The 24,720-nt window shown below is 61.9% G+C and carries 28 protein-coding genes; 14 read left to right on the top strand and 14 right to left on the bottom strand.

The window, feature by feature from the left end:
- Positions 1-63 precede the first annotated feature (63 nt).
- Positions 64-1,770, top strand: coding sequence for a ShlB/FhaC/HecB family hemolysin secretion/activation protein (locus tag VNZ93_RS03855; RefSeq protein WP_325700339.1), 1,707 nt, complete (start codon positions 64-66; stop codon positions 1,768-1,770).
- A gap of 10 nt (positions 1,771-1,780) precedes the next feature.
- On the opposite strand, the gene VNZ93_RS03850 is transcribed toward VNZ93_RS03855, so the two are convergent.
- Positions 1,781-1,993, bottom strand: a complete 213-nt coding sequence (locus VNZ93_RS03850) for a hypothetical protein (RefSeq protein ID WP_325700661.1) — start codon at positions 1,991-1,993, stop codon at positions 1,781-1,783.
- Here VNZ93_RS03850 and VNZ93_RS03845 point away from each other — a divergent pair.
- From VNZ93_RS03845 to VNZ93_RS03785, 13 genes are all read left to right on the top strand, one after another.
- The gene (locus tag VNZ93_RS03845) at positions 1,935-3,878 is read left to right on the top strand and encodes a DUF2341 domain-containing protein (RefSeq protein ID WP_325700633.1); all 1,944 of its coding nucleotides are present in this window, start codon (positions 1,935-1,937) and stop codon (positions 3,876-3,878) included. The two genes, VNZ93_RS03850 and VNZ93_RS03845, sit on opposite strands and share 59 nt — an antisense overlap.
- 5 nt (positions 3,879-3,883) lie before the next feature.
- The gene (locus VNZ93_RS03840; protein WP_325700337.1) at positions 3,884-4,288 is read left to right on the top strand and encodes a biopolymer transporter ExbD; all 405 of its coding nucleotides are present in this window, start codon (positions 3,884-3,886) and stop codon (positions 4,286-4,288) included.
- A gap of 51 nt (positions 4,289-4,339) precedes the next feature.
- Positions 4,340-4,858, top strand: a complete 519-nt coding sequence (locus VNZ93_RS03835; RefSeq protein WP_325700335.1) for a hypothetical protein — start codon at positions 4,340-4,342, stop codon at positions 4,856-4,858.
- A complete protein-coding gene (locus VNZ93_RS03830) occupies positions 4,855-5,622 on the top strand; it encodes an energy transducer TonB (RefSeq protein ID WP_325700332.1) in 768 nt (255 codons plus the stop codon). Before VNZ93_RS03835 ends, VNZ93_RS03830 begins: the two co-directional genes overlap by 4 nt.
- Before the next feature lie 74 nt (positions 5,623-5,696).
- Positions 5,697-7,550, top strand: coding sequence for a putative porin (locus VNZ93_RS03825; protein ID WP_325700329.1), 1,854 nt, complete (start codon positions 5,697-5,699; stop codon positions 7,548-7,550).
- A gap of 167 nt (positions 7,551-7,717) precedes the next feature.
- Complete coding sequence (locus VNZ93_RS03820) at positions 7,718-8,164, top strand: hypothetical protein (RefSeq protein ID WP_325700327.1); 447 nt, start codon at positions 7,718-7,720, stop codon at positions 8,162-8,164.
- Positions 8,165-8,174: 10 nt separating this feature from the next.
- On the top strand, positions 8,175-9,224 hold the full coding sequence (locus tag VNZ93_RS03815) for a peptidylprolyl isomerase (RefSeq protein ID WP_325700325.1): 1,050 nt from the start codon (positions 8,175-8,177) through the stop codon (positions 9,222-9,224).
- A gap of 123 nt (positions 9,225-9,347) precedes the next feature.
- Positions 9,348-9,854: a YbjN domain-containing protein gene (locus VNZ93_RS03810; RefSeq protein ID WP_325700322.1), complete on the top strand. Its 507-nt coding sequence runs from the start codon at positions 9,348-9,350 to the stop codon at positions 9,852-9,854.
- Complete coding sequence (locus VNZ93_RS03805) at positions 9,847-10,644, top strand: hypothetical protein (protein ID WP_325700319.1); 798 nt, start codon at positions 9,847-9,849, stop codon at positions 10,642-10,644. The genes VNZ93_RS03810 and VNZ93_RS03805 overlap by 8 nt, the downstream gene beginning before the upstream one ends.
- Positions 10,645-10,723: 79 nt before the next feature.
- A complete protein-coding gene (locus tag VNZ93_RS03800) occupies positions 10,724-11,215 on the top strand; it encodes a hypothetical protein (RefSeq protein ID WP_325700316.1) in 492 nt (163 codons plus the stop codon).
- Position 11,216: 1 nt separating this feature from the next.
- On the top strand, positions 11,217-12,044 hold the full coding sequence (locus VNZ93_RS03795) for a lytic transglycosylase domain-containing protein (RefSeq protein WP_325700313.1): 828 nt from the start codon (positions 11,217-11,219) through the stop codon (positions 12,042-12,044).
- 27 nt (positions 12,045-12,071) lie between these two features.
- Positions 12,072-12,437 carry a hypothetical protein gene (locus VNZ93_RS03790; RefSeq protein ID WP_325700310.1) on the top strand — a complete coding sequence of 122 codons (366 nt, stop codon included), beginning with the start codon at positions 12,072-12,074 and terminating at the stop codon, positions 12,435-12,437.
- Between the two features lie 85 nt (positions 12,438-12,522).
- On the top strand, positions 12,523-13,428 hold the full coding sequence (locus VNZ93_RS03785; RefSeq protein ID WP_325700307.1) for a LysR family transcriptional regulator: 906 nt from the start codon (positions 12,523-12,525) through the stop codon (positions 13,426-13,428).
- On the opposite strand, the gene VNZ93_RS03780 is transcribed toward VNZ93_RS03785, so the two are convergent.
- From VNZ93_RS03780 to VNZ93_RS03720, 13 genes are all read right to left on the bottom strand, one after another.
- The gene (locus VNZ93_RS03780; RefSeq protein WP_325700304.1) at positions 13,419-13,679 is read right to left on the bottom strand and encodes a DUF2274 domain-containing protein; all 261 of its coding nucleotides are present in this window, start codon (positions 13,677-13,679) and stop codon (positions 13,419-13,421) included. The genes VNZ93_RS03785 and VNZ93_RS03780 overlap by 10 nt on opposite strands.
- A 12-nt stretch (positions 13,680-13,691) precedes the next feature.
- Positions 13,692-14,867 (bottom strand): TrbI/VirB10 family protein, encoded by a 1,176-nt coding sequence (locus VNZ93_RS03775; RefSeq protein WP_325700302.1) that lies wholly within the window; start codon positions 14,865-14,867, stop codon positions 13,692-13,694.
- Positions 14,852-15,838 carry a P-type conjugative transfer protein TrbG gene (gene trbG / locus VNZ93_RS03770; RefSeq protein ID WP_325700299.1) on the bottom strand — a complete coding sequence of 329 codons (987 nt, stop codon included), beginning with the start codon at positions 15,836-15,838 and terminating at the stop codon, positions 14,852-14,854. The genes VNZ93_RS03775 and trbG overlap by 16 nt, the downstream gene beginning before the upstream one ends.
- The gene (gene trbF, locus VNZ93_RS03765) at positions 15,838-16,524 is read right to left on the bottom strand and encodes a conjugal transfer protein TrbF (RefSeq protein WP_325700296.1); all 687 of its coding nucleotides are present in this window, start codon (positions 16,522-16,524) and stop codon (positions 15,838-15,840) included. Before trbF ends, trbG begins: the two co-directional genes overlap by 1 nt.
- Entirely contained in the window at positions 16,524-17,639 is a 1,116-nt protein-coding gene (trbL, locus tag VNZ93_RS03760) for a P-type conjugative transfer protein TrbL (protein ID WP_325700293.1), read from the bottom strand. The genes trbF and trbL overlap by 1 nt, the downstream gene beginning before the upstream one ends.
- Before the next feature lie 3 nt (positions 17,640-17,642).
- Positions 17,643-17,873 (bottom strand): putative entry exclusion protein TrbK-alt, encoded by a 231-nt coding sequence (trbK-alt, locus tag VNZ93_RS03755; protein ID WP_325700290.1) that lies wholly within the window; start codon positions 17,871-17,873, stop codon positions 17,643-17,645.
- A gap of 11 nt (positions 17,874-17,884) precedes the next feature.
- Positions 17,885-18,625 carry a P-type conjugative transfer protein TrbJ gene (gene trbJ / locus VNZ93_RS03750; RefSeq protein ID WP_325700287.1) on the bottom strand — a complete coding sequence of 247 codons (741 nt, stop codon included), beginning with the start codon at positions 18,623-18,625 and terminating at the stop codon, positions 17,885-17,887.
- Positions 18,622-21,060, bottom strand: coding sequence for a conjugal transfer protein TrbE (gene trbE, locus VNZ93_RS03745; protein WP_325700284.1), 2,439 nt, complete (start codon positions 21,058-21,060; stop codon positions 18,622-18,624). Before trbE ends, trbJ begins: the two co-directional genes overlap by 4 nt.
- A 7-nt stretch (positions 21,061-21,067) precedes the next feature.
- The gene (locus tag VNZ93_RS03740) at positions 21,068-21,340 is read right to left on the bottom strand and encodes a VirB3 family type IV secretion system protein (protein WP_414709971.1); all 273 of its coding nucleotides are present in this window, start codon (positions 21,338-21,340) and stop codon (positions 21,068-21,070) included.
- Positions 21,340-21,663 carry a TrbC/VirB2 family protein gene (locus tag VNZ93_RS03735; RefSeq protein ID WP_325700282.1) on the bottom strand — a complete coding sequence of 108 codons (324 nt, stop codon included), beginning with the start codon at positions 21,661-21,663 and terminating at the stop codon, positions 21,340-21,342. The genes VNZ93_RS03740 and VNZ93_RS03735 overlap by 1 nt, the downstream gene beginning before the upstream one ends.
- Before the next feature lies 1 nt (position 21,664).
- Positions 21,665-22,642: a P-type conjugative transfer ATPase TrbB gene (gene trbB / locus VNZ93_RS03730; RefSeq protein ID WP_325700279.1), complete on the bottom strand. Its 978-nt coding sequence runs from the start codon at positions 22,640-22,642 to the stop codon at positions 21,665-21,667.
- 204 nt (positions 22,643-22,846) lie between these two features.
- Positions 22,847-24,118, bottom strand: a complete 1,272-nt coding sequence (locus VNZ93_RS03725) for a matrixin family metalloprotease (protein ID WP_325700276.1) — start codon at positions 24,116-24,118, stop codon at positions 22,847-22,849.
- Positions 24,119-24,129: 11 nt separating this feature from the next.
- The gene (locus VNZ93_RS03720) at positions 24,130-24,660 is read right to left on the bottom strand and encodes a DUF1353 domain-containing protein (RefSeq protein WP_325700275.1); all 531 of its coding nucleotides are present in this window, start codon (positions 24,658-24,660) and stop codon (positions 24,130-24,132) included.
- Between the last annotated feature and the right edge of the window lie 60 nt (positions 24,661-24,720).

The raw sequence follows: 24,720 nt of genomic DNA, 5'->3' as shown, positions 1-24,720 counted from the left end.
GAGGGCATCGTGCGAATTGGGGCGTTTCGATCAAGCGACGGGCACATTCCGTCGCGAAACACGATGCAGTTGACGGCTGCGCTCGCTATTGCGATCGCGATTGCCCCCGCGCCTGCGGCATTTGCACAACGCGCGGCGACGGAAAAGCCTGCCGCCGGCAAGCCTGCGGATACGTCCCGTGCGAGCTCCGGCGCGACCGCTGCACCCGACGCGCAAGCGCCAGCAAACCCGGAGAACGCTGCGCCTGAGCGCTTCGATATCGATGAGTTTCGCGTCGACGGCGCCGACAAGCTTCCGCAGATCGATGTCGAAGAGGCGATCTATCCGTTTCTGGGGCCGAACAAGACGGCCGGCGACGTTGAGAAGGCGCGCGCCGCACTCGAGAAAAGCTACCACGATCGCGGCTTGCAGACGGTCAGCGTCGCCAGTCCGCCTCAGGACGTCTCAAGCCGGGTCATCGTCCTGAAGGTCACGGAAGGCAAGATCGGCCGACTGCGCGTGACGAACTCGCGATACTTCGACCTCAATAAAATCAAGCGCGGCGCTCCGTCTCTGAAGGAGGGCGAAGTCCCGAACTTCAATGATGTCACCAAGGACATCATTGCGCTCAATCAGTGGCCCGATCGCAGGGTGACGCCTGCCTTGAGAGCGGGCGTGACGCCGGGGACCGTCGACGTCGATCTCAATGTCGAAGACAAGTTTCCGCTGCACGGAAATCTCGAATACAACAACCGGCAATCTCCGAATACGACCCCGACACGCCTCAATGCGACGGTGAAGTACGACAATCTGTGGCAGCTTGGCCATTCGCTGAGCTTCACCTATCAGGTTGCTCCCGAGAGAAAGGATGACGCCGAGGTATTTTCCGGTTCGTATCTCGCGCGGATCACTGATTGGACGAGTTTTCTCGTCTACGGCGTCAGTTCCAAGAGCGATGTTGCAACGATTGGCGGCATGAATGTCGTCGGTCCAGGCCAGATCGTCGGTGGCCGCTTTGTCCTAACCTTGCCGGCACGAGAGCAGTTCTTCCATTCGCTGTCATTCGGCATTGACTACAAGCATTTCGGCCAAACCGTCCAGATGGACTTAAACAGCTTCAGCACACCGATCACGTACTATCCTTTGAATGCGACTTACGGCGCAACGTGGCAGGGGGACGGCTGGCTGACGCAATTCAATCTCAGCGCCACCGGAAATCTTCGCGGATTCGGAAGCCAGTACGAAGAATTCGACGCCAAGCGATACAATGCGAATTCCAGCTTCGTCCATATCAACGCCGACCTCTCTCATACCCAGGATCTGCTGAACGGCTATCAGCTCTTCGGACGCGTCAAGACGCAGTGGTCCGACGGACCGCTCGTATCAAGCGAGCAATTCAGCCTGGGCGGTCTCGATACCGTGCGCGGTTATTTTGAATCCGCAGCGCTGGGCGACAATGCCGCGGCGGCGACGGTCGAATTTCGTTCTCCCGATATCGGCGTGTGGCTGCAAAGCAATCTGAAAAACGAAACCGGTGAAGGTCAGCCGCGGTTCACCACGTTCAACGAGTGGCGTCTGTTCGCCTTCGCTGATTGGGGCACAACGCGAATTTACGACCCGCTGGAGGAGCAAACGTCACGCTTCGACATGTGGAGCTACGGCTTCGGTACGAAATTCAGGGTCTTTGATCGCTTCACCGGAATGATCGCCGTCGCGACGCCGATGATCGACCAGGGAACGACGAGGAAGAATTCGCACCGCGTGTTGTTCAGCGTTGGTGGAGATTTCTGATGACTGGGGGTCAATTCATCATGTTCTGCGGAAGAAAACTGGCAAAAAAGCGAACCGGCGGTGTTGCCGGTGGCATGAATGTTCTGCGCTTTGCGCTCGCTCTTGTGTTGGCGACTGGCGCGCTGACGGGCTCCGCCCACGCCTGGTGGAATGACGAATGGTCGATGCGCAAGCAGATCACCGTCGACACCAGTTCGACGGGGGCCAACATCACCGATCCCATCGGAAGCGTTCCTCTTTTGCTCCGTCTGCACGTCGGCAATTTCCGCTTCGCATCCGCAAAGCCCGATGGAAGCGATCTGCGCTTCGTTGCCGGTGACGACAAGACACCGCTGAAGCATCACATCGAAAAATTCGATTCCCTGCTCGGTGAGGCGCTGGTCTGGGTGAATGTCCCGAACCTGCAGCCTGGCTCCAAGACCGACGTCTGGCTCTATTACGGTAATCAAAAAATTGGCGCCGCAAACGATGCAAAGGCAACCTACGACCCCGACACGCTGCTTGTTTACCACTTTGGCGAGCGCGGCACGCCGTCGCTCGATTCCACGGTTTGGGTCAACAATGCGCAGAGCGTCGCTCAGCCTGCTGATGGTGCGATCATTGGGGCTGGTCTGCGTCTGACGGGCGTCGCTCCTCTGACTTTGCCGGCATCGTCATCGCTGGCAATCACCGCGAATGCGCCGCTGACCTGGTCGGTCTGGAGCAAACCCGCGACGCTGCAGCCGAATGCAGTGATCTACAGCCGGCGTGATCCGGCCACGTCCAATGGTCTCGTCATCGGGCTCGATAACGGCGTGCCGTTTGTCGAAGTCATCCATGCCGGCGCCGTGCAACGCGCCAGCGCGAGCGCCGCCGTTGCGCAAGGGGCGTGGCGTCATTTCGCAGTCGCCGCCGGCAATGGACAGATCACGCTGTACGTCGACGGCGTGTCCAGTGCGACGATGGCAGCGGGGCTGCCGGTCTTGAATACGATTGCCCAGATCGGGAGTGATACAGCCACCTCCACTGTAGCTCCCGTGACGCCGCCGTCCGCAACTGCGCAGCCCGAGGTCCCCACTGCGCCGGCTGCGGACGGCACCGTCGCTCCAGCGCCCGCAGATGTGGCAGTGCCAGCCGAGGCTGCTCCAGTTGCCCCGGTTGTTGCCTATCCGGGATTTGTTGGCGACCTTGATGAGCTTCATATCTCTAAGGTTGCGCGGCCAGCCGGCTTTCTGAAGTTCTTGGCCATCAATCAGGGGCCCGAGCCCTCCAAACTCCTGACTCTGAGTGTCGATGAGGAAACCGCGAGCTGGTTTTCCGGATACTTCGGCGTTCTGCTCAAGGCAGTGACCTTCGACGGCTGGGTTGTCATCATCATTCTCATGGTGATGGCCCTCGCAAGCTGGGTCGTGATGGCGGAGAAACACCGCTACTTGAAGCGGCAGAAGCAGGGCAACGATGCCTTTGTTCCAGCCTTCCGCCGTCTCGACCATGATCTGACCCGTTTCGCCGACAGCGCGGCGTTAGAAGCCGATCAGCTGGTGAACGGCTCGGCCCACGAGAGCGCATCAAAAGGCAAGACAAAGTCCAAGGCAAAATCCAAGGACGCCGAGACCGTGCTGCGCCATTCTGCGATCCATCGCATCTATCTGATCGGCGCCGAGGAAATCCGCAGGCGCTTTCCGGATGATGCCATCGGCGGCGGTACTCACGTTTTGAGCGCAGAGGCGATCGCGGCCATTCGCTCGGCGCTTGACGCAGGTCTTGTGCGCGAGTTGCAGGCGCTGAACCGATTGATGGTGATCTTGACAATCTCGATTTCTGGCGGACCGTTTCTCGGTCTGCTCGGCACCGTGATCGGCGTCATGATCACGTTTGCGGCGATTGCAATGTCCGGTGACGTGAACATCAACGCGATCGCCCCGGGTATCGCAGGCGCCCTGATGGCGACCGTTGCGGGTCTCGTCGTCGCGATCCCAGCTCTGTTCGGCTACAACTGGCTGACGCTGCGCATCAAGGACCTGACGAGTGATATGCAGGTTTTCGTCGATGAGTTCACGACGAAGATGGCCGAGGTCTATAGCAACGAACGGCCCGGCCCCGCGCTTCATCGCATGGCCGCGGAGTAACGTCGATGCAGATCCAGGCCGACAACAAGCCCTATGACGATATCAACATCACGCCGATGCTCGATCTGGCGTATGTGCTGCTGATCATCTTCATCGTCATGACGACTGCGACAGTGCAAGGAATGAAGGTGAATCTGCCGAAGGCGTCTGCTGCGCCAAGCCTGGCGCAACAGACGACAAAAGCCATCACGATCGGCAATGACGGAAAAATCTATCTCGACACCATCCCGGTAACCCTGCCGGAGCTTGAGCAGCGTCTGGTGCAGCAGAAGGCGCTCACGCCCGAGTTCCCGATCGTTCTGCGTGGCGACTCGCAGACCCAGTATCAAAACGTGATGGACGTGCTCGATCTTCTTGGTCGTCTGAGCATCACGCAAGTCGGTCTGGCAACGAAGCCGCCGGCGAAATGAGCGGGCGGAGTCATGGCGACCATAGCGGCACGACAGACACGGACAGGCAAGATGACGCCCAGACGCGACGTCTTCAAACACGGCAGGAACTCCGCCGCGGACATCGGGCGGGTCGGATTGCTCGCACGGCTGAGGTCGTGGGCTGTGTCTTTTATTTCTCCTGACGCAACGGTGCGGGTGACACATCTGGCACCGCTCCAAAACGTCCGGCGACGAGATCATGCGCAGTTCGACCCGAGCTGCAAGATCTTTCAATTTCCGGGATCCGATCAGGCGTCGCTCAGGCGGCTGGCGGTCGACATGAAAGCGCGTTTTGCGTCGCTTGGTGTTGACGATTTCTCGCCGTTCATCTTCGACGTCGATCGGACTCTCGGGTCACGCTTTTGGATCGACCCGGTTGCTTATGTAGATCTGCTGAATTCGCAGCCCGGTTTTCGCATCGTGATCGACGATGAGATGTTCGGCTACATGACGCTGGAGACTGTGGATTTCGAGTCCGTTCACACGCTCGTCTGTCACTATGTTATCGCCTGCCTGACCGCGCGGCTCCGCAATGGAGAAGCGGAATGAATTCGCAGGTCGATCAGGAAGATCCGGAGGAATTCGAACGGTCGGACAGGTTTTCGGCTGTGCGCGGCCTGGCCGGGCATATAGCCGGCTTCGTCAATCAAAACCGAACTGCTGCTGCTTCGATCACCGCTGTCGTGCTCCTGGGCGTCGGTTTGTTCGTCTTTTTGCGCGGCGATGACACGCCACCGCCGCGAAGGGTTCAGGAATTCACGATCGTCAACGTCGTGCCGCCGCCCCCGCCGCCGCCTCCACCGCCACCTCCTGAGGAGAAGCCGCCGGAGGAGCAGAAGATGGTCGAGCAGCCCGAGATCAAGGAGCCCGAGATCAAGGAAGAGGCGAAGGTTGAGGAACCTGCCGATGCGCCGGCGGACGAATTGCCGCCGGGACCGCTTGAACTCGACGCGCCGGCGCAGGGGCCTGGTGACAATTTCGGTATGCGCAGCGGCACCGGCAACGGCGCCGGCGGCGGAGGAGGAGGAGGCAGCCGTTGGGGATATTACGCCGCCATCGTTCAGCAGCAGATCGAGGCCGCGCTTCGCTCCAATCCAAAGACACGCAATATCGGCGCGCAGATCCGGCTCTCGCTTTGGGTTGACAGCACCGGCCGCATCACCCGCGTGCAGTTCTCGCCGTCGACCGGCGACCCGGAGGCCGACGCTGCCATCCGATCGAATGTTCTTGTTGGCCTGGTGCTGCGCGAGCGGCCGGCGGCCGACATGCCGATGCCGGTGCAGACACGCGTCACTGCACGGCGGCCGGGATGACACACAAGAGCGCTCATTCAATAACCGTACGGAACAAGAACCGTTGTGACTTCAAGAAACAAGGCTGGGGACTCATGTTCAAACTAACATCTTCCAACAAGCGCGTGCGATCTTCGCTGATCTCGGCGTCCGCTCTCGTCCTCGCCTTTGGTGTGCCATTGACGATTGCGCCAGCATTCTCCCAGGACGGGGACCGGCCCGTGGTTTCGAAAAAGAAGCCGCCGACCACGGGCAGCACCGTCACACTGGTCAACATTCTGGTACAGAAGGGCATCCTCAAGGAAGACCAGGCGGCAGACCTGATCAAGCAGGCCGAGGACGAAGCCTATGTGTCTCGCGAGGCTGCACGCGACGCCAACACGAAGGCGGATGAGGCGGCGAAGACGGCCACTGCCGCAGCCGCTGCCGCGTCGCCACCCGGCAGCAAGCGCGTCACCTATGTTCCGGAGATCGTCAAGCGCCAATTGCGCGACGACCTGCGCAAGGAGGTGATGGCTCAGGCGAAGAACGAGGGATGGGCATCGCCCGGAAAATATCCGGAGTGGGCATCGCGCATCCGGTTTTACGGCGACCTGCGCGGCCGCTGGGAAAATGTGATGTATCCGAGTGGAGGCTATAACTCTCTAGGCCGAATATTCGATTTCAATGCGATCAATAACGGGTCGCCTTACGATATCTCGGAGATCAGTAATCCGAATTTCAATCCGCAGCTCATCAACACGACCCAAAACCGCGAACGTGCGCGGCTCCGCGCGCGCCTAGGCATGGAGGCTGATCTGTTTGAGGGGTTCACGGCGGGTCTTCGGATCGCGACCGGCTCTGACACGTCGCCGATCTCCACCAACCAGACCATGGGCGCCAATGGCGGCAACTTCTCGAAATATGCGATCTGGCTGGATCGCGCCTTCATCAAATACGAGCCATTCAAGAGTCCATGGGGCTGGGGCGTCGCTGAACCGTCCTCAGTATCTCTTCTCGCTGGACGCTTCGACAATCCGTTCTGGTCGCCGACCGACCTTGTCTGGCATCGCGATCTTGGGTTCGACGGTGTTGCCTTTCAGGCACGGCACGAGATTGCGCCCGGATTCACGCCGTTCCTGGTCGCCGGCGCGTTTCCCATCTTCAACACGAGCCTCGATTTCTCCTCCATCGAGCAGGTCAAGTATAAGAGCGAGAACAAATATCTTTTCGGCGGGCAGCTCGGCTTTTCCTGGAAGTTCGACCCGATGGTCAGCATGACCGTCGCGGCCAGCATGTTCGATTTCAACAACGTCAAAGGCCGGCTATCGAGCCCATGCGACCTGTCACAGGTCAAGGATTGCGATACCGACATCACGCGGCCGTCTTTCGCCCAGAAGGGCAATACCTATACCTATTTGCGCGACATCGTTCCGAATGCCGCCAACCTTAACGGCACCATTAACCAGTTTCAGTACTTCGGCCTCGTTGGCGACTATCGTCCGGCGGTGTTTTCCGGTCGCGTCGACTTCGCGCATTTCGATCCGGTGCATATCGTTCTGGACGGCGAGTATGTCTGGAATACCGCATTCAAGCGCGGCGCGATGGATGCTCTCGCTGTCAACAACCGGGCCAAGGACATCGTTCCCGGCGTTGTCCCCGGCGCTTACGAGGGCGGCAACATGGGCTGGATGACCCGCCTGACCGTTGGCAATACCAAGCTTGCCCAGTTCGGCGATTGGAATGTTCACGTCGGTTACAAGTATCTCGAATCCGACGCCACGGTCGATGCGTTTGTCGACAGCGATTTTGGTCTGGGCGGCACGAATCTCAAGGGCTATTTCCTCGGCGCTAATTTCGCCCTGTCCCAAAACGTGTGGGCATCGGCGCGCTGGATGAGCGCAAACGCCATCGCGGGACCACCCTATGCGGTGGATCTCTTCCAGATCGACCTTAACGCGAAGTTCTGATCATGAAGGCGTGTCGCACATCTCTTATCGCTGGGTGGCTTGCGCTGCTGGCGTCGGTAATAGCGTCGATTGCGCCAGCGCTGGCACAATCGGAGGCTGATCGTCTCCGTGAAGCGTTGCGCAGTGCCACCGTACAAACGCGAAGCCTTGAAGATCAGCGCACAGCGATGCAGGCGCAGATCGCCGAAATCACGCGGGCGCGGGACGAACTCAAGGCCGAGGTCGTAGCCGCGAACGCCAAGGCGAAAAAAGCCGAAGCCGACTATCGAGCGGCTGTCCGCGAATTCAATGATCGTCTGGAAGAGCGCAACCAGGCGCTCGAGAAGTGGAAGGAGGCCTACACGGAAGCTGCGAATGTTGCGCGCACCAAAGACGCCGAGCGCGCCAAGTTCGAGGGGCTATCGAAAGCCTATCAAGCCAGCACACGGTCCTGCACCTTGAAGAACAAGGAACTCGTGATCGCGGGGCGCGAGCTATTGCAGCATTATGAAGGCGTCACATTTGGCGACCAGATACTTGCCCAAGAGCCATGGATCGGCATCCGCCGGGTCCAGATCCAAAATCTTCTGCAGGATTACGGAGACAAGATCCTGAACCAGAAGGTCGAACCGTGAGGCCGTTATCGTGACCGACTTTTCCAAATCGGCGGCATTCGCCGCCACGCTGCTCACCCTGACGCTGCCGGTGTCGAACAGTGTCGTGCTGGCCCAAAGCCAGCAACCGCAACAGCGCGCCGCACCGCAGGCCCAAGGCGTCCAACCTCCGGCGAAGCCGAGGCCAAAGGCGGCTGCGCCAGCTACGCCTGCGGAGGCAGCGCCGGCGCAACGCCAGACCGCTGCGCAAGGAGGGGAGGTGGTGGCACGCGTCGGCGGTCGCGACATATCGACGGCCGAAGTTCAGGCGTTCCTCGCCGGCATGGCCGCGGACCAGCGCGCGGCGCTGGCAAGGGATCCGGTCATGCTAAGCCAGGCATTGCGGATCATGCTCGCCAATCAGCTCGTGCTGAAGGAGGCGACCGACAAAAAATGGGAAGATCAGCCAGCGGTCGCGGCCCAGCTCGCCAAATTGCGCGACGATGCCATCATCGCGATTTACTTGCAGTCCGTTTCTCAACCGCCGGCGAACTATCCCGACGAAGCCGAGATTCAGAAAACCTATGACGCCAACAAGAGCGCGCTGATCGTGCCGCGTCAGTTCCGTCTTGCGCAGATTTTCCTGGCCTTGCCGGAAGGCGCCGACAAGGCGATCGAGGATCAGGTCCGCAAGAAGCTTGCCGAGGTCCAGCTCAAATTGAAGCAGTCGAAGGCCGATTTCTCCGCGATCGCGAAGGAAAACTCGATGCAGGCCGGTGCCGCGGAGAACGGCGGTGATCTGGGGTGGGTTGCCGAGACATTGCTGATTCCCGAGATCAAGACGCAGGTCATGGGCATGGCGAACAATGCGGTCAGCGAACCGATCAAGCTTGCCGATGGATTTCACATCATAAAACTGATCGAAACCAAGCCGGCCGCGACCCGGCCGCTCGCCGAAGTGCGCGATGCCCTTGTTCAGCGTCTTCGCGCCGAGCGGGCCGAGCTGCTTCGCCGCGCCTACCTCGCGCGCGTCCTTGAGCAAAACCCACCTGCGATCAACGAACTGGCGCTCTCCAAGGTCTTCGAGGCACCGGCGCGGTAGCAAAAGACAAAACAATACAGACCGATTTACTCAGCAATCGAGGTTCATATGTCGAATACCAATAACACGCTAGCGACTGCGGATGCGCCGACCAATGCTGCGGGTCAAGAGCCGCTGGCGTTTGTGACGCTGGAGACCTTGCGCGCGATGATTCAAGGCAGCGGATATCGTGCGGAAGTCGTCACCGACGGAAACATCTCGTTTCTCCGGTCCGCGTCCAACGGTCTCGATTTCGATCTGCGGCCCGGAAACGTCCTCGTCAAGGAGCCGGGAGCCGTTGGTGAAAAGCCGGATCGGCTTGCAGATTTCGTCTTTGTTGTGCTGTTCACAGTGCAGGGAGCATTCCCGGTTGACCTGCTGAATCGCTGGAATCAGACTCATCGTTTCGGGCGCCTCTTTCTCGACAAGACAAACCCCGAAAGACAGTTTCTTGTCATGACGCTTGATGTCTCTGTCGCCGGCGGTGTGACGTCAGCATCTCTCCGGCATCAACTTGCGATCTGGGACAGTCTGGTACAGCAACTCGTCCCCTGGCTGCGTGAAGAGCTCGGCAAGATCGCGTCAACCGTGGATACGCAAAAGACAGCGTCGTCCGATCAGGTCCAGCAGATCCAACCCGCGAATGCGTGATCGCTTGCGCGTGCCGCTGAGAGGCGGCACGCGCGAAGCATCCCGAACAATGGGGTCTTCAATGCCCTCGGCTTTACCGCATCAAATCAGCGATATCCAGACAACCTTAGCGGCTCTCGGCTACAAGGAGCGGCTTGTACCGGTTTTCTGGTCGCTGGGGCTTCCGGCAGGGAGTAAACTCGCGGTTCAGTTCGCAGAGAGCGTCGTGACCAGCACGAAGGGCCGGTCGAAGCTTGTTCTCGACGGCACGTTCCAGATCAATGCCGACGATGGCCCCTCGGCCGGTCTGGTCCACATGGAAGTGGAGAAAGTCCATCGGCTTCGTGGTGAACGTCCGATTGATCTGGTCCTGAAACTCAAACTCCTTATCGGGATCGAAATCGACTTGCATGTGCCAAGCGAGCTTGAGTTTGGCAGATCTGCTATCCACCGCGCCGAATCCTATAATTACCTTCAGTCGCTGGCAGCGGACGCACTTCAAACCGCGATAAACCTCCAGGTCGATCCTCTTGAGAACACGCTTTGCGGTCCTGCCATACGGATCGAAGCACGATTGCTCGGAGAGCTGGCGCTGGGCCGCACGGGTGTCGTCCGTTCGTCCAAACAAACGGCTTCACGAGACTTTGCATCCTGCACCACGGCGGCGTGCGAGTGGCTGCAACACCGAGTGCTTCCTGAACTGCGTTCGGTCATTAATCGCCTGAGTCGAAAAGACCAGTTCATCGTCACTGATCGTGCAGCTCTGGTGGATAACCCCGCAGTAAAGCCGCAGCCGTTTCTGGTGCGGTAGGACCCGGCGACGCGTGCAATGACAACCGAAGGCCCATTGTTTTGAAGACAAGGCGGAGCCATCAAGACGACCAAAGGCAATGACAACGATGACGGGCGCAGCGAGAAGTCACAAGAAACGAAAGGGATTCGTCGGCCGGCGATTGATCGGGCTGCTGGCGTGGGTAACGGGGATCGCGCCGCTTGTTGCCGCGTCAGCACCGAGCGCGCCCGCGCAAGACGTCGGCTACAAACCTGCCGCAGAGGCGCCCGCAGCATGGCGCGACTTCGCAGGGGAGTTGCAAACCCGCCTGCAAGAACGCCTTGCAGCAGACGACGGGGCGACGCGACGATTTCATGAGTTCATGAGCCAGAATAACAAGTCGTCGCCCGCGTTTGCGACCGTTCGTGCATGGGTTGCGCAAAGCGGAAAACTCGAGCGCATCGAGTTCGACGGCATCGATGATCCTGCCGTCACCGTAAATCTGCGGGCACTCCTTGTTAGCATCAGCGTGGGTGCGCCGCCGCCCGACATGCTCCAGCCGCTGCGCCTGCGTATCGGATTGCGGGCGCCAGACCAGCAGGAGCGCTAGTATGGCCACGCGCTTCTGGCCGAATAGGAATGATGCACGGCGACATCGGTTGCGCGGTATCGCGATCGTTGGAATCGTTCTTCTCAGCTTCTACATCGCGGATAGTCGGGCTGACACCAGGGCAGAGCCCGCGTCCTTCAACGACCGCTTCCTGTCCGCGTCGGCACAAGACGAGAATGTGCCGGCCGCCGAGAGTGCCGACAAGACAAGCGAGCGTGCCGCTATTGCCGGCACTCCCGACCGCGGCCGCCTTGTGCCCGCGCGCGATGCACGAGGCGACTATCGCACCCTGATTGAGAGCGAAGCCAAACGTGAAGGTCTGGCGCCCGAAATCGCCGAGGCCGTGATGTCCGTCGAAAGCGGATTCAATCCCGCGGCCATCGGCGGCGACGGCGAGATCGGTCTGATGCAGATCCTGCCTTCCACCGCGCGGATGCTGGGATTCGTCGGCAGCAACGCCGATCTGGCCGTTCCTGCCACCAACATCCGCTATGGGGTGACCTATCTGGGGCAGGCCTGGCGTCGGGCCGGCGGCGATCTCTGCACCGCCGTCATGAAGTACCGTGCGGGGCATGGCGAGACGCGGTTTTCGTATCTGTCGGTCGATTACTGCCGCAAGGTGAGGACCAGGCTGGCCGCGCGTGGATTCGCCGTCACGGGCGTTGTGCCGACACCGACATTCGGTTCGCCGGTTCGCCTTGCGCGCGGAGAACGCTGCCGAGGCCGTTGCCTCGCCGGATCAGGCGGCGGCGCCGATATCGTCGCCCTCAACGCCAGGCTCAGCCGGATTGTCTTCCGGGTGAGCGTTCTCAACGTGCCAAGGCCTTAACGACGAAGGTGGCTCGAAAGGGGAGAGATGATGCATGAGTACCGGTTCGCTTTCCCGTTAGTCGCGTTTCTGCTCGTCGGCCTGACTGTCGCAACGAACGCACAAACGCCGCCGCAACTGACATTGCCTGAAATTACCGTGAGACCTGATGGTGCGAACCGGGACAAGGAAAAGCGCGCACTCGACCAATTGAACAAACAGCTTCGCCGCAAAGTCGATGAGACCAATCCGAGTCTGAACCTGCCGCCGATCGATGCGCGCTCGCAGGACCTCAAGACCGGTATCGTCAATATCCCGGCTCTTCAGCAGCAATACGGCAAGAACTTCGGCCGCTCCGTCATTCCCTACCGGCCCGGACCGCCAGTTTATTCGGTTCCCATCGGGCGGCGGTAGGAGGCGAAAGCATGGACCCAGTGACGGGGTACGCCATCGCATCCATGTTTCCAGCGTTTCGCTAGGCGCAGAGGATGCGTGGGTCATGATCCGAAACACGGAGCTTGTGATCCTGATCCAGACACTGGCCGCCGCCGAACACGGAAGCTTCTACAAAGCCGGCCAGCAATTCGGCATCCCGGCCTCAACCGTCAGCCGCCGCGTGCGCTCGCTCGAAGCGCAGATGGGCGTGACCCTGTTTCGCCGGCACCGTCATGGCATCCGGAGCACGGCCATCGGAAGCAGCTTCATCGAGGAGATCCGCCGCGTACTGGATGATCTCGACCTGGTTCTGGTCAACGCTTCGGCCAGCAATGGCGCCACAAAAGGCTCGCTCAGAATTGGACTTTATTGCTCGCCCTGGCGCGGCCATCTGCGCGGAGTGCTGGCCGCCTGCAAAAATGCCTTTCCGGCGATGCGGATCCAATATGTCGTAGCCGAGCGAGAAGACCTTGTGCGGCGGCTTGATGCAGGCGGAATTGACATCGCGATCCTCGCCGATCACGCGCGGTACGGACCACATGAGGTTCTGCCTCTCTGGAACGAGAAGGTGTTTGTCGCGATGCATCACTCGCACCATCTTGCCGCGAGGAAAGCGCTCACATGGGATGATTTGCGCGATCAGCATTTCGTCCTCGGTCGCGATCCTGGGCCGGACTTGCGGCACCACCTCATGGACGAACTGAAGCGATCGGGACGCGTTCCGACTGTGCATCAGCACGATGTCAGTCAGGATTTTGCCCTCAGCCTGATCGGGATCGAGGACGCCGTCACCCTTGTCTATGAAAGCGACGCCCGCCCGGACAACCGAGAACTTGTCTACCGCGAGATCGCCGGACGCCATGCGGCGAGCCGCGTTCCGTTTTATGCGTGCTGGATTCAGCAAAACGACAACCCGGTCCTTCATAACTTCCTCGACCTGCTCCGCAAATGCTCTGAACATCAGGATTGATGCGACGAGGGCGTGGCTGGCTCCCGCCGTGTGCGCGAAGAGGCCTTGGTCGCCTTGCGGAAGGCGCGGTCGGTGGCCATGAAACGGGACAGCATCGGATCGATGAGCCGAACAGGATCGATGGCTGGCTTGCCATCACCCGACAGCATGGCGGCATAAGCGACGAGATCGCGATGCACGGCGCCTGACAATTCATGCGTGACCTTGACGGGCTTGTCATCCGCCAATTCGCTCAGTTTGAGTTTGTTCATGGTTGCCCCCGTTTAGGCCTTGTAGGGCTGCAAGATCAGATCGCGATTGAGGATAACCCGCACCGGAAAGCCCGGCCGGATGGTGAGCGTCGGCTGCACATTGAGTTGACGTCGCACCAGAGTCTGTCCGGTCTGATTGACGGTGTCCTGGGTACCGCGGCGCAGTGCCCGCACGAGCGAGTCGTCGCTGTCGAGCACGAGTTCGCTGCCGAGCCCGAGAAGGGTCGAGATCGCCGCCGCTTTCAGGAGATTGCTCCAGTGGTAATCGACCTCGTCTTCGAGACCCGAATAGCCGGCTGTGTCGGCGCCGGACTGCCGCTCGAGGACGATGGATGAACCGTTCGGCATGATGATCCGGTTCCACACCAGCAGCACCCGCGACTGCCCGAACGAGATCTGGCTGTCATATTGTCCGATGAGGCGCGCGCCCTGGGGCACAAGCAGATATTGGCCAGTCGGAGAGTCATAGACATTTTCGGTCACCTGCGCGGTGATCTCACCGGGTAGGTCGGAACGGATGCCAGTGATCAGCGCGGCAGCGATCACCGCGCCGGCCTGCACGACAAAGCGCGACGGCGGCTGCGTCAGCCGATCCGGACTGAGCGTGCGCTTGTCGGGCGCGGCGGTGACAAACGCGATCTTGCGGTCCTGCATGTTCTGCAGCGATTCCGGATCGAGTGGCGGCTTGTTCTCGCCCGATGCCGCGGCCTGCGACGCGGAGGGTGCGGAACGATCCGATGACACCGGCGCGCGCACGCCGCTCGTGCTGAACAGTTTGCTGACGCGCGCCGCCTCGATCTCCTGGGCGCTGCGCTGGTCATCCGGATCGAGACCCTGCGAACGCAGAATGGGACGACCAAGATCGCCCGGAAGAGGAGGACCGAGTTGGGGTGCGGGCGGTGCCGGGGGCTGCGGCAGTCCCGTATAGTCCTTCGGAAGTTTCGCAAGCTGGTCGGCCGTAGTCTTGCGGTCGGTGCTGTAGAGTTCGGTCCCCGAATCCTGGCGCGGGCCGCGCGATTGCAGCGCCCATAGCACCGCGCCGCAGATTACGATGGCTGCGATCGCGCCGAGGCCGGCGACTACCTTGCGCGAGAGCCGCGTCACCCGCGGTGGCTCCGGTCGCAGCCGCAACTCGGCCGCGATCCGGGCTTCGTCGGAGGGACGGGGATCGCTCACCACAGCCTCCATCCGTCGGTGCGCACGATCCGCACCTTTTGCTGGTTCTCGCCACCAAGCCGCAGCTCCGCCGCCGCGAACAGCCTGTCCACAATGTAGTAGTTCTGCCGCGCGCGATAATTGACGAGTTCGGTGCCGCCGTCGGCGCCGATCACGAACAGCGGCGGCATCTCGCCTTGCGGAATGCCGCGCGCGAATTCGATGTAGACTTTGCTGCCGTCATCGAACACTTGCGTCGGCCGCCACGGCGGCGCATCGCCCTCGATCGCGTAGCGAAAGCGCAGCCTGCCAAGGTCGATGCCGCTGTCGATCGGTGCGGCAGCCTCCGCCGCGTCCGCCTGGCGCCGCAACGCAATCAGCTGGTCCTGCGGATATTGCCAGGATACGGAGGCCATGTAGGTCTTCTCGGTGGAACGTAGCTCCATCAGATAGGTGCGGCGGTCGGTATTGATGACAAGGTTCGTCGTCAGATCCGGCCGCGTCGGCTTGGCGAGGATGTGAATGCGCTTCGTCGGGCCGGTGCCGCTCTCGGTGTCGCCAATGACCCAACGCACGGTGTCGCCGGCTGCGACGGGCCCCGAACCGACAAGCTGTTCGCCGGGCTGCAGGGCGATGTCCGTGACCTGACCCGGCGCGGTATAGACCTGATAGAGCGCACCCTCCGCGAACGGATAGACCTGCACAGCATTGAGATAGCCGTGACGGGTCGGCTGCACCCGCGCCGCGTTGTTGGCGGACGCGACCCGTTCTTTCGGATCCTTTGGCTCAGGCTTCGCGCCGCTTCTGCCGGGAAGCGGCTTGAGCTGACCGGGCAGGGGAAGTGGCTTGGGGACCTCCACGACTTGCACCGGCTTCGGCGGATCGGCCAGGAGGACGGCCGGTTCCGGATCGTCATAGCTGATCACCGGCGGCTTCCAGGTATTGGAACAGCCCGCGGCCGGCAGCGTACAAAGTATAATGTGAAGAAGGGCGCGGGGGGTCATTAGCCAAGCTCCTTTGACCAGTTGATGGCGTGGATGAAAATGCCGAGAGGGTTCTTGCGCAGTCGGTCGGCGTCGCGCGGCGGCGCCACCACGATGGTGACGATCGCGCTCCAGCGCTCCGTCGCGGCGAGCGAAGAATTCTCGTAGCGGCGCTCGGTCCAGGAGATGCGGAAGGATTCCCGTGAGGCGCGGATCACGCTGGAGACGTCGACGCCGATCTGCACCTTGCCGACCTTCGCGAAGGGATCGTTGCTCCGTGCGTAGTCGTTGAGAGCGAGCGCACCGCGGTCGGTGACGAAGTCGTAGGCCGACAGCCAGTTCTGGCGCACGATCACCGGATCGATCGGGATCGCGCGGACCTGCTCGACAAACCGCGCCAGATGCCATGCGATCTGGTTGTCGCTCGGTTTGTAGTCGGCAACCGCTGGCGCCACCGCCTGCGCCTGGCCGATCTGGTCGACCTGCACGACCCACGGCACGATCGTGCCACGCGTCGCCTGCCATACGACGGCGATGGCGAGGCCCGCGGCAAGCAGGAGGTTGCCGAATGCGATCAGCCGCCAGTTGCGCGCCTGTACCCGCGCTGAACCGATGCGCTCGTCCCAGACCTGCGCGGCCTTCTGGTAGGGTGTCTCAGCTGCTGGCGTTCTGCCGTAGCGCAATGTAGGGCGATGAAAGGGTGTCATCAGCGGTTGTCCTCCTTGAGCGAAACCGAATTCGAGCCGCCGGAATGACCCGATTGCACTGCGTGGATCGCAGCCGACGTGCCGTGCTTCATGGCTTGCGAGCGCTGCATCCGCTGCGCCCAGGCCGGCGGCGACGCCGATGGTGCTGATGCCGCCGCGGGGGCCGCACCGCCCGACAGTGAACTCGCGGCGCGACCCGTCGCGCTGACCGCTGAACCCGCGCCCGCCGCGACAGCGCCTGCGCCCGCGCCCGCGGCCACACCAAGACCGCCCACGGCCAGCGCCGTGCCCGCCGCCGCGCCTGCACCCAGTTGCGGCGCACCGGAGACGAGGCCTGTCGCAATGGACGGACCGAAGATGCCGAGCCCGAACAGCGACAGCGCGCCGAGCATGATGGCAAGCGCGTCCTCGAGCGTCGGCTGGTTGCCGGCAAAGCCTTGCGTGAACTGGTCGAACAGCGTGGTGCCGATGCCGACGATCACGGCGAGCACCAGCACCTTGACGCCGGAGGCGACGACATTGCCGAGGACTTTTTCGGCCAGGAACGACGTCTTGTTGAATAGCGCGAACGGGATCAGCACGAAGCCGGCGAGCGTCGTCAGCTTGAATTCAATCAGCGTGATGAAGAGCTGGACCGCCAGGATGAAGAAGGCGAGCACCACCACGGCCCAGGCAATCAGCAGCACAAAGATCTGCACGAAGTTCGTGAAGAACGAGACATAGCCCATCAGCCCCGATGCCGCGTCAAGGATCGGCTTGCCGGCATCGATTCCGACCTGCGCGAGCTTGCCCGGCCGCAGGAAATCCGAGGGCGACAGCGCGGAGCCTGCGGCTTTCAGGCCGAGACCCGAAAAGCTCTCGAACACCACGCGGCAGAGGCTGTTGAAGTTGCCGATGATGAAGGCGAAGAAGCCGATATAGAGCGTCTTTTTGACGAGACGCGCGATCACGTCCTCGTCCGCCGCCATCGCCCAGAACAGGCCCGCCAGTGTGATGTCGATCGCAATGAGCGTGGTCGACAGCCAGGCGACATCGGTGCCAAGCAGCCCGAACCCGGAATCGATGTAGCGCGTGAACGTATCCAGAAACAAGTCGATGACGCCGGTGTTGTTCATGGCCTACTTCTCCGGGGCGATGGGCAGGATGCGGCTGCGCGCTTCCGAAAACGCAGCGACGCAGTCGGGATCGTCCTGCGCTTTCGCTCCGAGCGCGCTGCAACGCAAGAGCCGGCCGTCGAGCGCCGCATCGCTGTTCGAAACAGTTGCGCCCCCATCGCCGCTGCGCAGTGGCGTCGTGCAGCCCGCCAGCAGAAGGGCAATCAAGGAGACGATGAGGAATGTGCGCGGCATCGCTATGCGCCTCACCGGAACATCGTCACGGTCTGAGGCTGATAGCCCTGACCATTGTTCAGGAAGCGCCGCACTTGCTCGCGCGCCTGATCCTCCGCCGCGCCCTGCCGCGCCATCTCGAGCGCCTGTGCGCGGTTCTGCGCGGCGACGATCGCCGTCAGGTCCGAGAGTTGACGGGCCTGCACCGCGAGCAGCTGATTGCCGGCTTGCCCGGCCTGCAGGACGCCCACCGCCGATTGGCTGGCGCTGACCAGCGTGTCGGTTTGCGCCTGGGTCGACGGCAGGTTGTTCACGGCAGTCGCGCCGACGCCGAGCGAATGCTGGAACGCCGACAGAGAATTCTGCCAGCGATCGCGCGCGCCGGCGATCATCTGCTGGTTGGTCTGCGCGCCGCCGAAGTTCTGATACTTGGTAAAGGCCTGCTCGATCGCCTGCACGTCATAGGCAACGCGTTCGGCCTGGCGCAACAGGTTGAGCGTCTGCGTGAAATTGCGGTCAATGTCATTGATAAGCGTGGTCGGCAGGCTGGTCAGTTGCCGCGCCTGGTTGAGCAGCATCTGCGCCTGATTTTGCAGTGACGTGATCTGGTTCTCGATCTGTCGGAGCGTGTTCGCCGCCGTCTGCAGATTCTGTGCGTAGTTCGTCGGATCGAACACCGCGATCTGCGCGGACGATCGCACGGACGCAAGCGACAGTGCGACGAGGACGAGCGCCGGGAGGAGATGGAGGCGGGTCATCGGCAAGCGGATCATCTGAAATTCTCCGGGGTGAGAGAGGCAAGAAGAAGGTCGGCGGCCCAGGCCGCGTCCTTGCGGCGCAGCCAGGCATCCGCGAAACCTTCGCGACCGTGTGCGGCGACAAGCTCGGCGATCGCGGTCTGGTCGGTCTTGGAAGACGCCGCGGTAAAGGCGAGGGCGACGGGGCCGAGCCCGAGCTCGAACAGGCGGTTGCCGCGCCGCGACTGGCAGTAATAGTCCTGCTTGGGCGTCGCCCGGCTGATGATCTCGATCTGGCGGTCGTTCAGACCGAACTGCCGGTACACCGCCATGATCTGCGGCTCGATCGCGCGTTCATTCGCGAGGAAGATCCGTGTCGGGCAGCTTTCGATCAGCGCAACGGCGATCGGGCTGCCGGCGATGTCGGACAGCGATTGCGTGGCGAAGATCACCGAGGCGTTCTTCTTGCGCAGCGTCTTCAGCCACTCTCGGAGTTGTTCGGCGAAGCCGCTGTCGTCGAGCGCAAGCCAGCCCTCGTCGACAATGATCAGCGTCGGTGCGCCGGAGAGACGCCCCTCGATGCGATGGAAGAGATAGGCAAGTACGGCCGGCGCCGCCGCGCTGCCGATCAGGCCTTCGGTTTCGAACGCCTGAACGTCGGCTTCGCCAAGCCGCTCGGCCTCTGCGTCAAGCAGGCGGCCGAACGGACCACCGAGAGTATAGGGTCGCAGCGCCTGCTTCAGCGCGCTCGACTGGAGGAGCACTGCGAGTCCCGTCAGCGTGCGCTCGCCAGGCGGCGCGGAGGCAAGCGACGTCAGCGCGGTCCACAGATGCTCCTTCGCCTCCGGCGTCATGGTCACGCCTTCGCGGGCAAGGATCGCCCCGACCCATTCGGCGGCCCAGGCGCGCTCGGCGGCATCGTCGATCTGCGCGAGCGGCTGCAACGCGACCACCTGGTTGCCGTCGTCGGAGAGCGCGCCGCCGAGATCGTGCCAGTCGCCGCCCATGGCAATGGCCGAGGACCGGATGCTGCCGCCGAAATCGAAGGAGAACACTTGAGCATTCGCATAGCGGCGAAACTGCAGCGCCATCAGCGCCAGCAGCACCGATTTGCCGGCGCCGGTCGGGCCGACCATTAGCGTATGGCCGACATCGCCGACATGGAGACTGAAGCGGAACGGGGTCGAGCCTTCGGTCTTTGCGAAGAACAAGGGAGGCGCACCGAAATGCTCGTCCCGTTCCGCACCCGCCCACACTGCGGAGAGTGGCATCATGTGAGCGAGATTGAGTGTCGAGACCGGCGGTTGCCGGACATTGGCGTAGACATGGCCGGGCAATGTGCCGAGCCAGGCCTCCAGCGCGTTCACGGTCTCGGCGATGCAGGTGAAGTCGCGGCCCTGGATCAGCTTCTCGACGAGACGCAGTTTCTCGTCGGCGGCTCGCGCGTCGGGGTCCCACACGCTCAAGGTCGCGGTAACGTAAGCCTCGCCGATCATGTCGCTGCCGAGTTCCTGCAACGCGGCGTCGGCATCGGCCGCCTTGTTGGCGGCGTCGGTGTCGAGCAAGGTCGAGGCTTCGTTCGTCATCACCTCCTTCAGGATCGCCGACAGCGACTTGCGCTTGGCGAACCATTGCCGCCGGATTTTCGTGAGCAGCCTCGTCGCATCCGTCTTGTCGAGCATGACGGCGCGCGTGACCCACCTGTAAGGGAACGCGAGTTGGTTCAGCTCGTCGAGCACGCCGGGAAACGTCGCACTCGGAAAACCGATCACGGTCAGGGTGCGAAGATGCTGGTCGCCGAGCCGCGGCTCGAAGCCGCCGATCAGCGGTTGATCCGCAAGCAGTGCGTCAAGGTGCATCGGCACCTCGGGCACGCGCACCCGATGCCGGTTGGTCGAGATGCAGGCGTGCAGATAGGTCAGCGTCTCGACGTCATCGAGCCAGTCGGCTTCCGGAACAAAGCCCTCGATCAGCTGTAGCACCCGGTCGGTGCGGTCGATGAAGGTGCGAATGATCTCGCGCCCGTCGGCACCGCTATTGTCGCGGCCCTCATAGAGCCAGGCCTCGGCACGGGCGGCGTCTTCCGCCGGCGGCAGCCAGCACAGCGTCAGGTAATACGCGCTCTCGAAATGTGTGCCGGCGTGCTCGAACTGCGCGCGCCGTTCCAGATCGACAAGCCGCGAGACCGCGTCGGGAAACGTGCTCGCCGGATAGGTGTTGGCGGCATTGCGCTGCGCCTCGACGAAGATCGCCCAACCAGAACCAAGCCGCCGCAGCGCGTTGTTCAGCCGCGACGTGGTGCCGACAAGCTCCGCCGGAGTGGCGCTATCGAGATCAGGACCGCGAAAGCGCGCGGTTCTTTGCAGCGAGCTATCCTTGTTGAGCACGACGCCGGGAGCGACCAATGCGGCCCATGGCAGATAGTCGGCAAGGAGCGTGGGGCGGGAGCGATACTCGGCGAGGTTCATCATGACGGCCTCACACTCCGAAATAGGTCGGGTAGCGCAGGTGACGGCGCACGACGTCGACGAATTGCGCATCGCGCTTGGCTGCCCAGACAGATGCGGCGTGACCGATCGCCCACAGGACGATGCCGACGATCCAGAGCCGCAATCCGAGACCGACAGCCGCCGCGAGCGTGCCATTCGCGATCGCGACCGTTCGCGGCGCGCCCGCAAGCAGGATCGGATCGGAGAGCGAGCGGTGAACCGGCGCGAAGAAACCGGCGATAGGTTCGTTGCCCGTCATCATCAGATCACCGCCCCGCCGCCGAAGCTGAAGAAGGAGAGAAAGAACGAGCTCGCCGCGAAGGCGATGGAGAGGCCGAACACGATCTGCACGAGGCGACGGAAGCCGCCGGAGGTGTCCCCGAAGGCAAGCGTCAGCCCGGTCGTGATGATGATGATCACCGCGACGATCTTGGCGACCGGCCCTTCGATCGATTGCAGGATCTGCTGGAGCGGCTGCTCCCAGGGCATGTTCGATCCGGCCGCGGAGGCCGGCGCAGCCGTCAGTGCGATCGCGGCAAGTGCGAGAGGAGCGATAATGGCGGGCAAGCGAGACGTCTTGATCATGTCAGTCACCTGAAGGCTCGGAGTGATGGGAAATGAGGACGTAGTCGCCGCCGGGCGCGAGCTGTTCGACGCTGGCCAGCTCGGCAACGCGTCGTTCGCGGCCGCGGCCGGCAAGAACGACGATGACGTTGACGGTTTCGGCGATCAGCGCGCGCGGCACCGTGATGACGGCTTCCTGGATCAGTTGCTCGAGCCGCCGCAGCGCGCCGATCGCGCTGCCGGCGTGAATGGTGCCGATTCCGCCGGGATGTCCCGTGCCCCAGGCCTTCAGGAGTTCGAGCGCTTCGCTGCCGCGGACCTCGCCGACCGGAATGCGGTCGGGGCGAAGCCGCAGCGAGGACCGCACCAGATCGGAAAGCGAGGCGACGCCATCCTTGGTGCGCAGCGCGACGAGGTTCGGCGCCGCGCATTGCAGTTCGCGGGTATCTTCGATCAGCACGACGCGATCGGATGTCTTGGCGACCTCGGCGAGCAGGGCGTTGACTAGCGTTGTCTTGCCCGTGGACGTGCCGCCAGCCACCAGCACGTTGCGGCGTGTCTCGACCGCCTGACGCAGCAGCACGGCTTGGTTGGGCTGCATGATGCCGGCCGCCACATAGTCGTCGAGCGTGAAGACCGCGACGGCCGGTTTGCGGATGGCGAAGGCGGGTGCCGCGACGACCGGCGGGATCAGTCCTTCAAAGCGTTCGCCGGTCTCGGGCAGTTCGGCCGACACGCGCGGCGACGCAGGATGAACCTCGACGCCGACGTGATGCGCGACAAGACGGACGATGCGTTCGCCGTCGGCAGGAGAAAGCCGCTCGCCGGTGTCTTCCAGTCCACCTTTAAGACGATCGATCCAGAGCCGACCGTCCGGATTGAGCATGACCTCGACAACGGAGGCGTCCTGCAGGAACGTCGCGATGGCTGGGCCAAGCGCGGTGCGCAACATTCGCGCACCGCGCGAGGCGGAATGCTCAAGTTGTCCGGTCCCAGCCATCGCGTCCCCCAAGATGTTCGGCGCGATTTCGCCGAACGTCGGGGACGAATAGAAAAGGCATCATCAGGGGCGGAGCAACAAGCCAATCAGGGTCATCGTAGTCTGGCGTAGAATGACCTGCGATCGGCGATCTGATCTCTACGCGTGAAGTGACGAGCGTAGTGGATAAAGAGGATAAGGCAGCCGTGTCGTGGAGGGCTTTCTCTAGTTGCACTCCGGCTGCGAACTGGGCGCGGCTTGCGGCGGGCATTCAACATAATCCGCGGGCGGCTGAACACCATTGCTGGAAACCATGGTGATCGCCCCCGGTAAATCCCCTTCGATTGAGCGGCTCAAGACGGCGATGAGTTGGGCGACGTCACCGTCTGTCGGCACGAGGGCATCGCGGGAAAATCGTTCATCCATGAGCGCATGAGCCGCCGGATCATTGATGTGGTGGATCCCGAACGCATGGCCGAGTTCGTGCGTCATGATCGGGACGAGGTTGAGACATCCTTCCGGAAGTTCAAACCGCAGCCGCTTGTTGGCATCGAAACGAAACTCGGCACGAAAACATTTGATATCGAACACATTCAGCGCAATCGTTCGCCCCTCGGTCTGGGCTTTTGCGAGGACCAGCGGTGGACGCGGAAAAAGACCGCGATTGCCAAAACTGAGATCGACCACGAACGTCGCCGCTTGGGGGCATGCCAGTTCGATCACCTGCGGCGGAAGCAGCATCGTATAGCCGCTCGTGCTTCTGCTGATGCGGGACTCGAGAAAGCGCTGAATCGGCTCCGTGAGCATATTCTGGCGTTCGTGCAGAGCGGATGTCCAAAGTGAGATTCCGTTTTGGAATGCGCTTTTGACCTCTTTGCGAAACGCATCGAGGTCGAAATAGTCCGGCTTGCTCCCCGAGACGCGGACGTAGAATGAGAATCCGTTGGTGAGGATGCGGTTGCTGAGCGGCGTCTTGTAGTCGAAGGCAACGGCAACCTGTCGCGGCTCACTGCAATAGGATAAAGGAAGGGCGATATCGCGCTTAAGGTCGTCTCGACAGACCGTAACCCTTGTGATTTGACGGACATCCTCTACGTCACCGTGGGCCTGATCCCAGGGATCCAGCAAATCCAGATGCAACATGCGGTTTCTTGTCATTGCCGCATTTTCGGCAAGCACAGGCAGAGCAGAATGTTTGAACACCACGGCGAACACTTGGAAGCCCTCTGCCGAACAACGATGGTTGATCGGTTGCGACGACCTCTCCGGCGGGCCATCGCAGGCGCCGCCGATTTCGGCGCTGATGATCGCGGTCCATGAATGTGAAAGCGCGTCGCCAAGACAGCCGTCGGCGAAGACCACCTGCTGGCGATCGAATGCAAGCAATCGTCCCGAAAGACTGCTACCCCCCTGCAGAACAAGCGTGTCGCCAGAAGCAGGGACACTGATGCCAGCGACGAGCGCACAGAAAATTCGGATGAGCCACCTGTTCGCCATCGTGCGCTTTGTTATCTTATGAAGACCGGCGTTCCAATTTCCTGCTTCTGGATATCCTTGCGGAACAAGGCGTCAGCTTCAGCCTCAAGAGCTTCGACAGAGGCGCCGCCTCGTGCTCTTGCCTCAAGCGCATCGTATTCGGCCTGGTTAAACTCCGGCAAGAACTGATCGACGCGATGTGGAACAGCGGCGCAATTGGGACAGTCAGGCGTGTATTCGAAATCCCAACGTGGGCCGAATCGATACACCGCCGCATACATGATCCGAGCCTGAATGCCGTCCACCTGATTGGCGAGCATGGCGGTATAAAAGTTGCGATGCACCAGTTTCCACGGCGCAGTTTTGGTATCGCAGAAGTAATCATGCACGACGGACGCTTCTCGATATCGTCCGGTCCATGGACTTCCGATGATGCTCCACAACGGCCATGGGATCGATGCGCCGTCGACCCGCGTCCCCGTCGGGACGTCCCAATGCTTTCCATTCGGATCGATGTAGGCGAATTGCGCAAGCAACGTTGCGGTCCGGCCGTCGTCCGACATTCGCAGGTCCAGAGGGTAGGGGAAGGATCCATACTGGGATTGGGCATGGGCCGTCGCGGT

The sequence above is a fragment of the Pseudorhodoplanes sp. genome (assembly GCF_035565795.1).
Taxonomy (GTDB): Bacteria; Pseudomonadota; Alphaproteobacteria; order Rhizobiales; family Xanthobacteraceae; genus Pseudorhodoplanes.
Note: the sequence above shows the minus strand (reverse complement) of the source record. Positions and strands in the feature narration are given on the sequence as shown.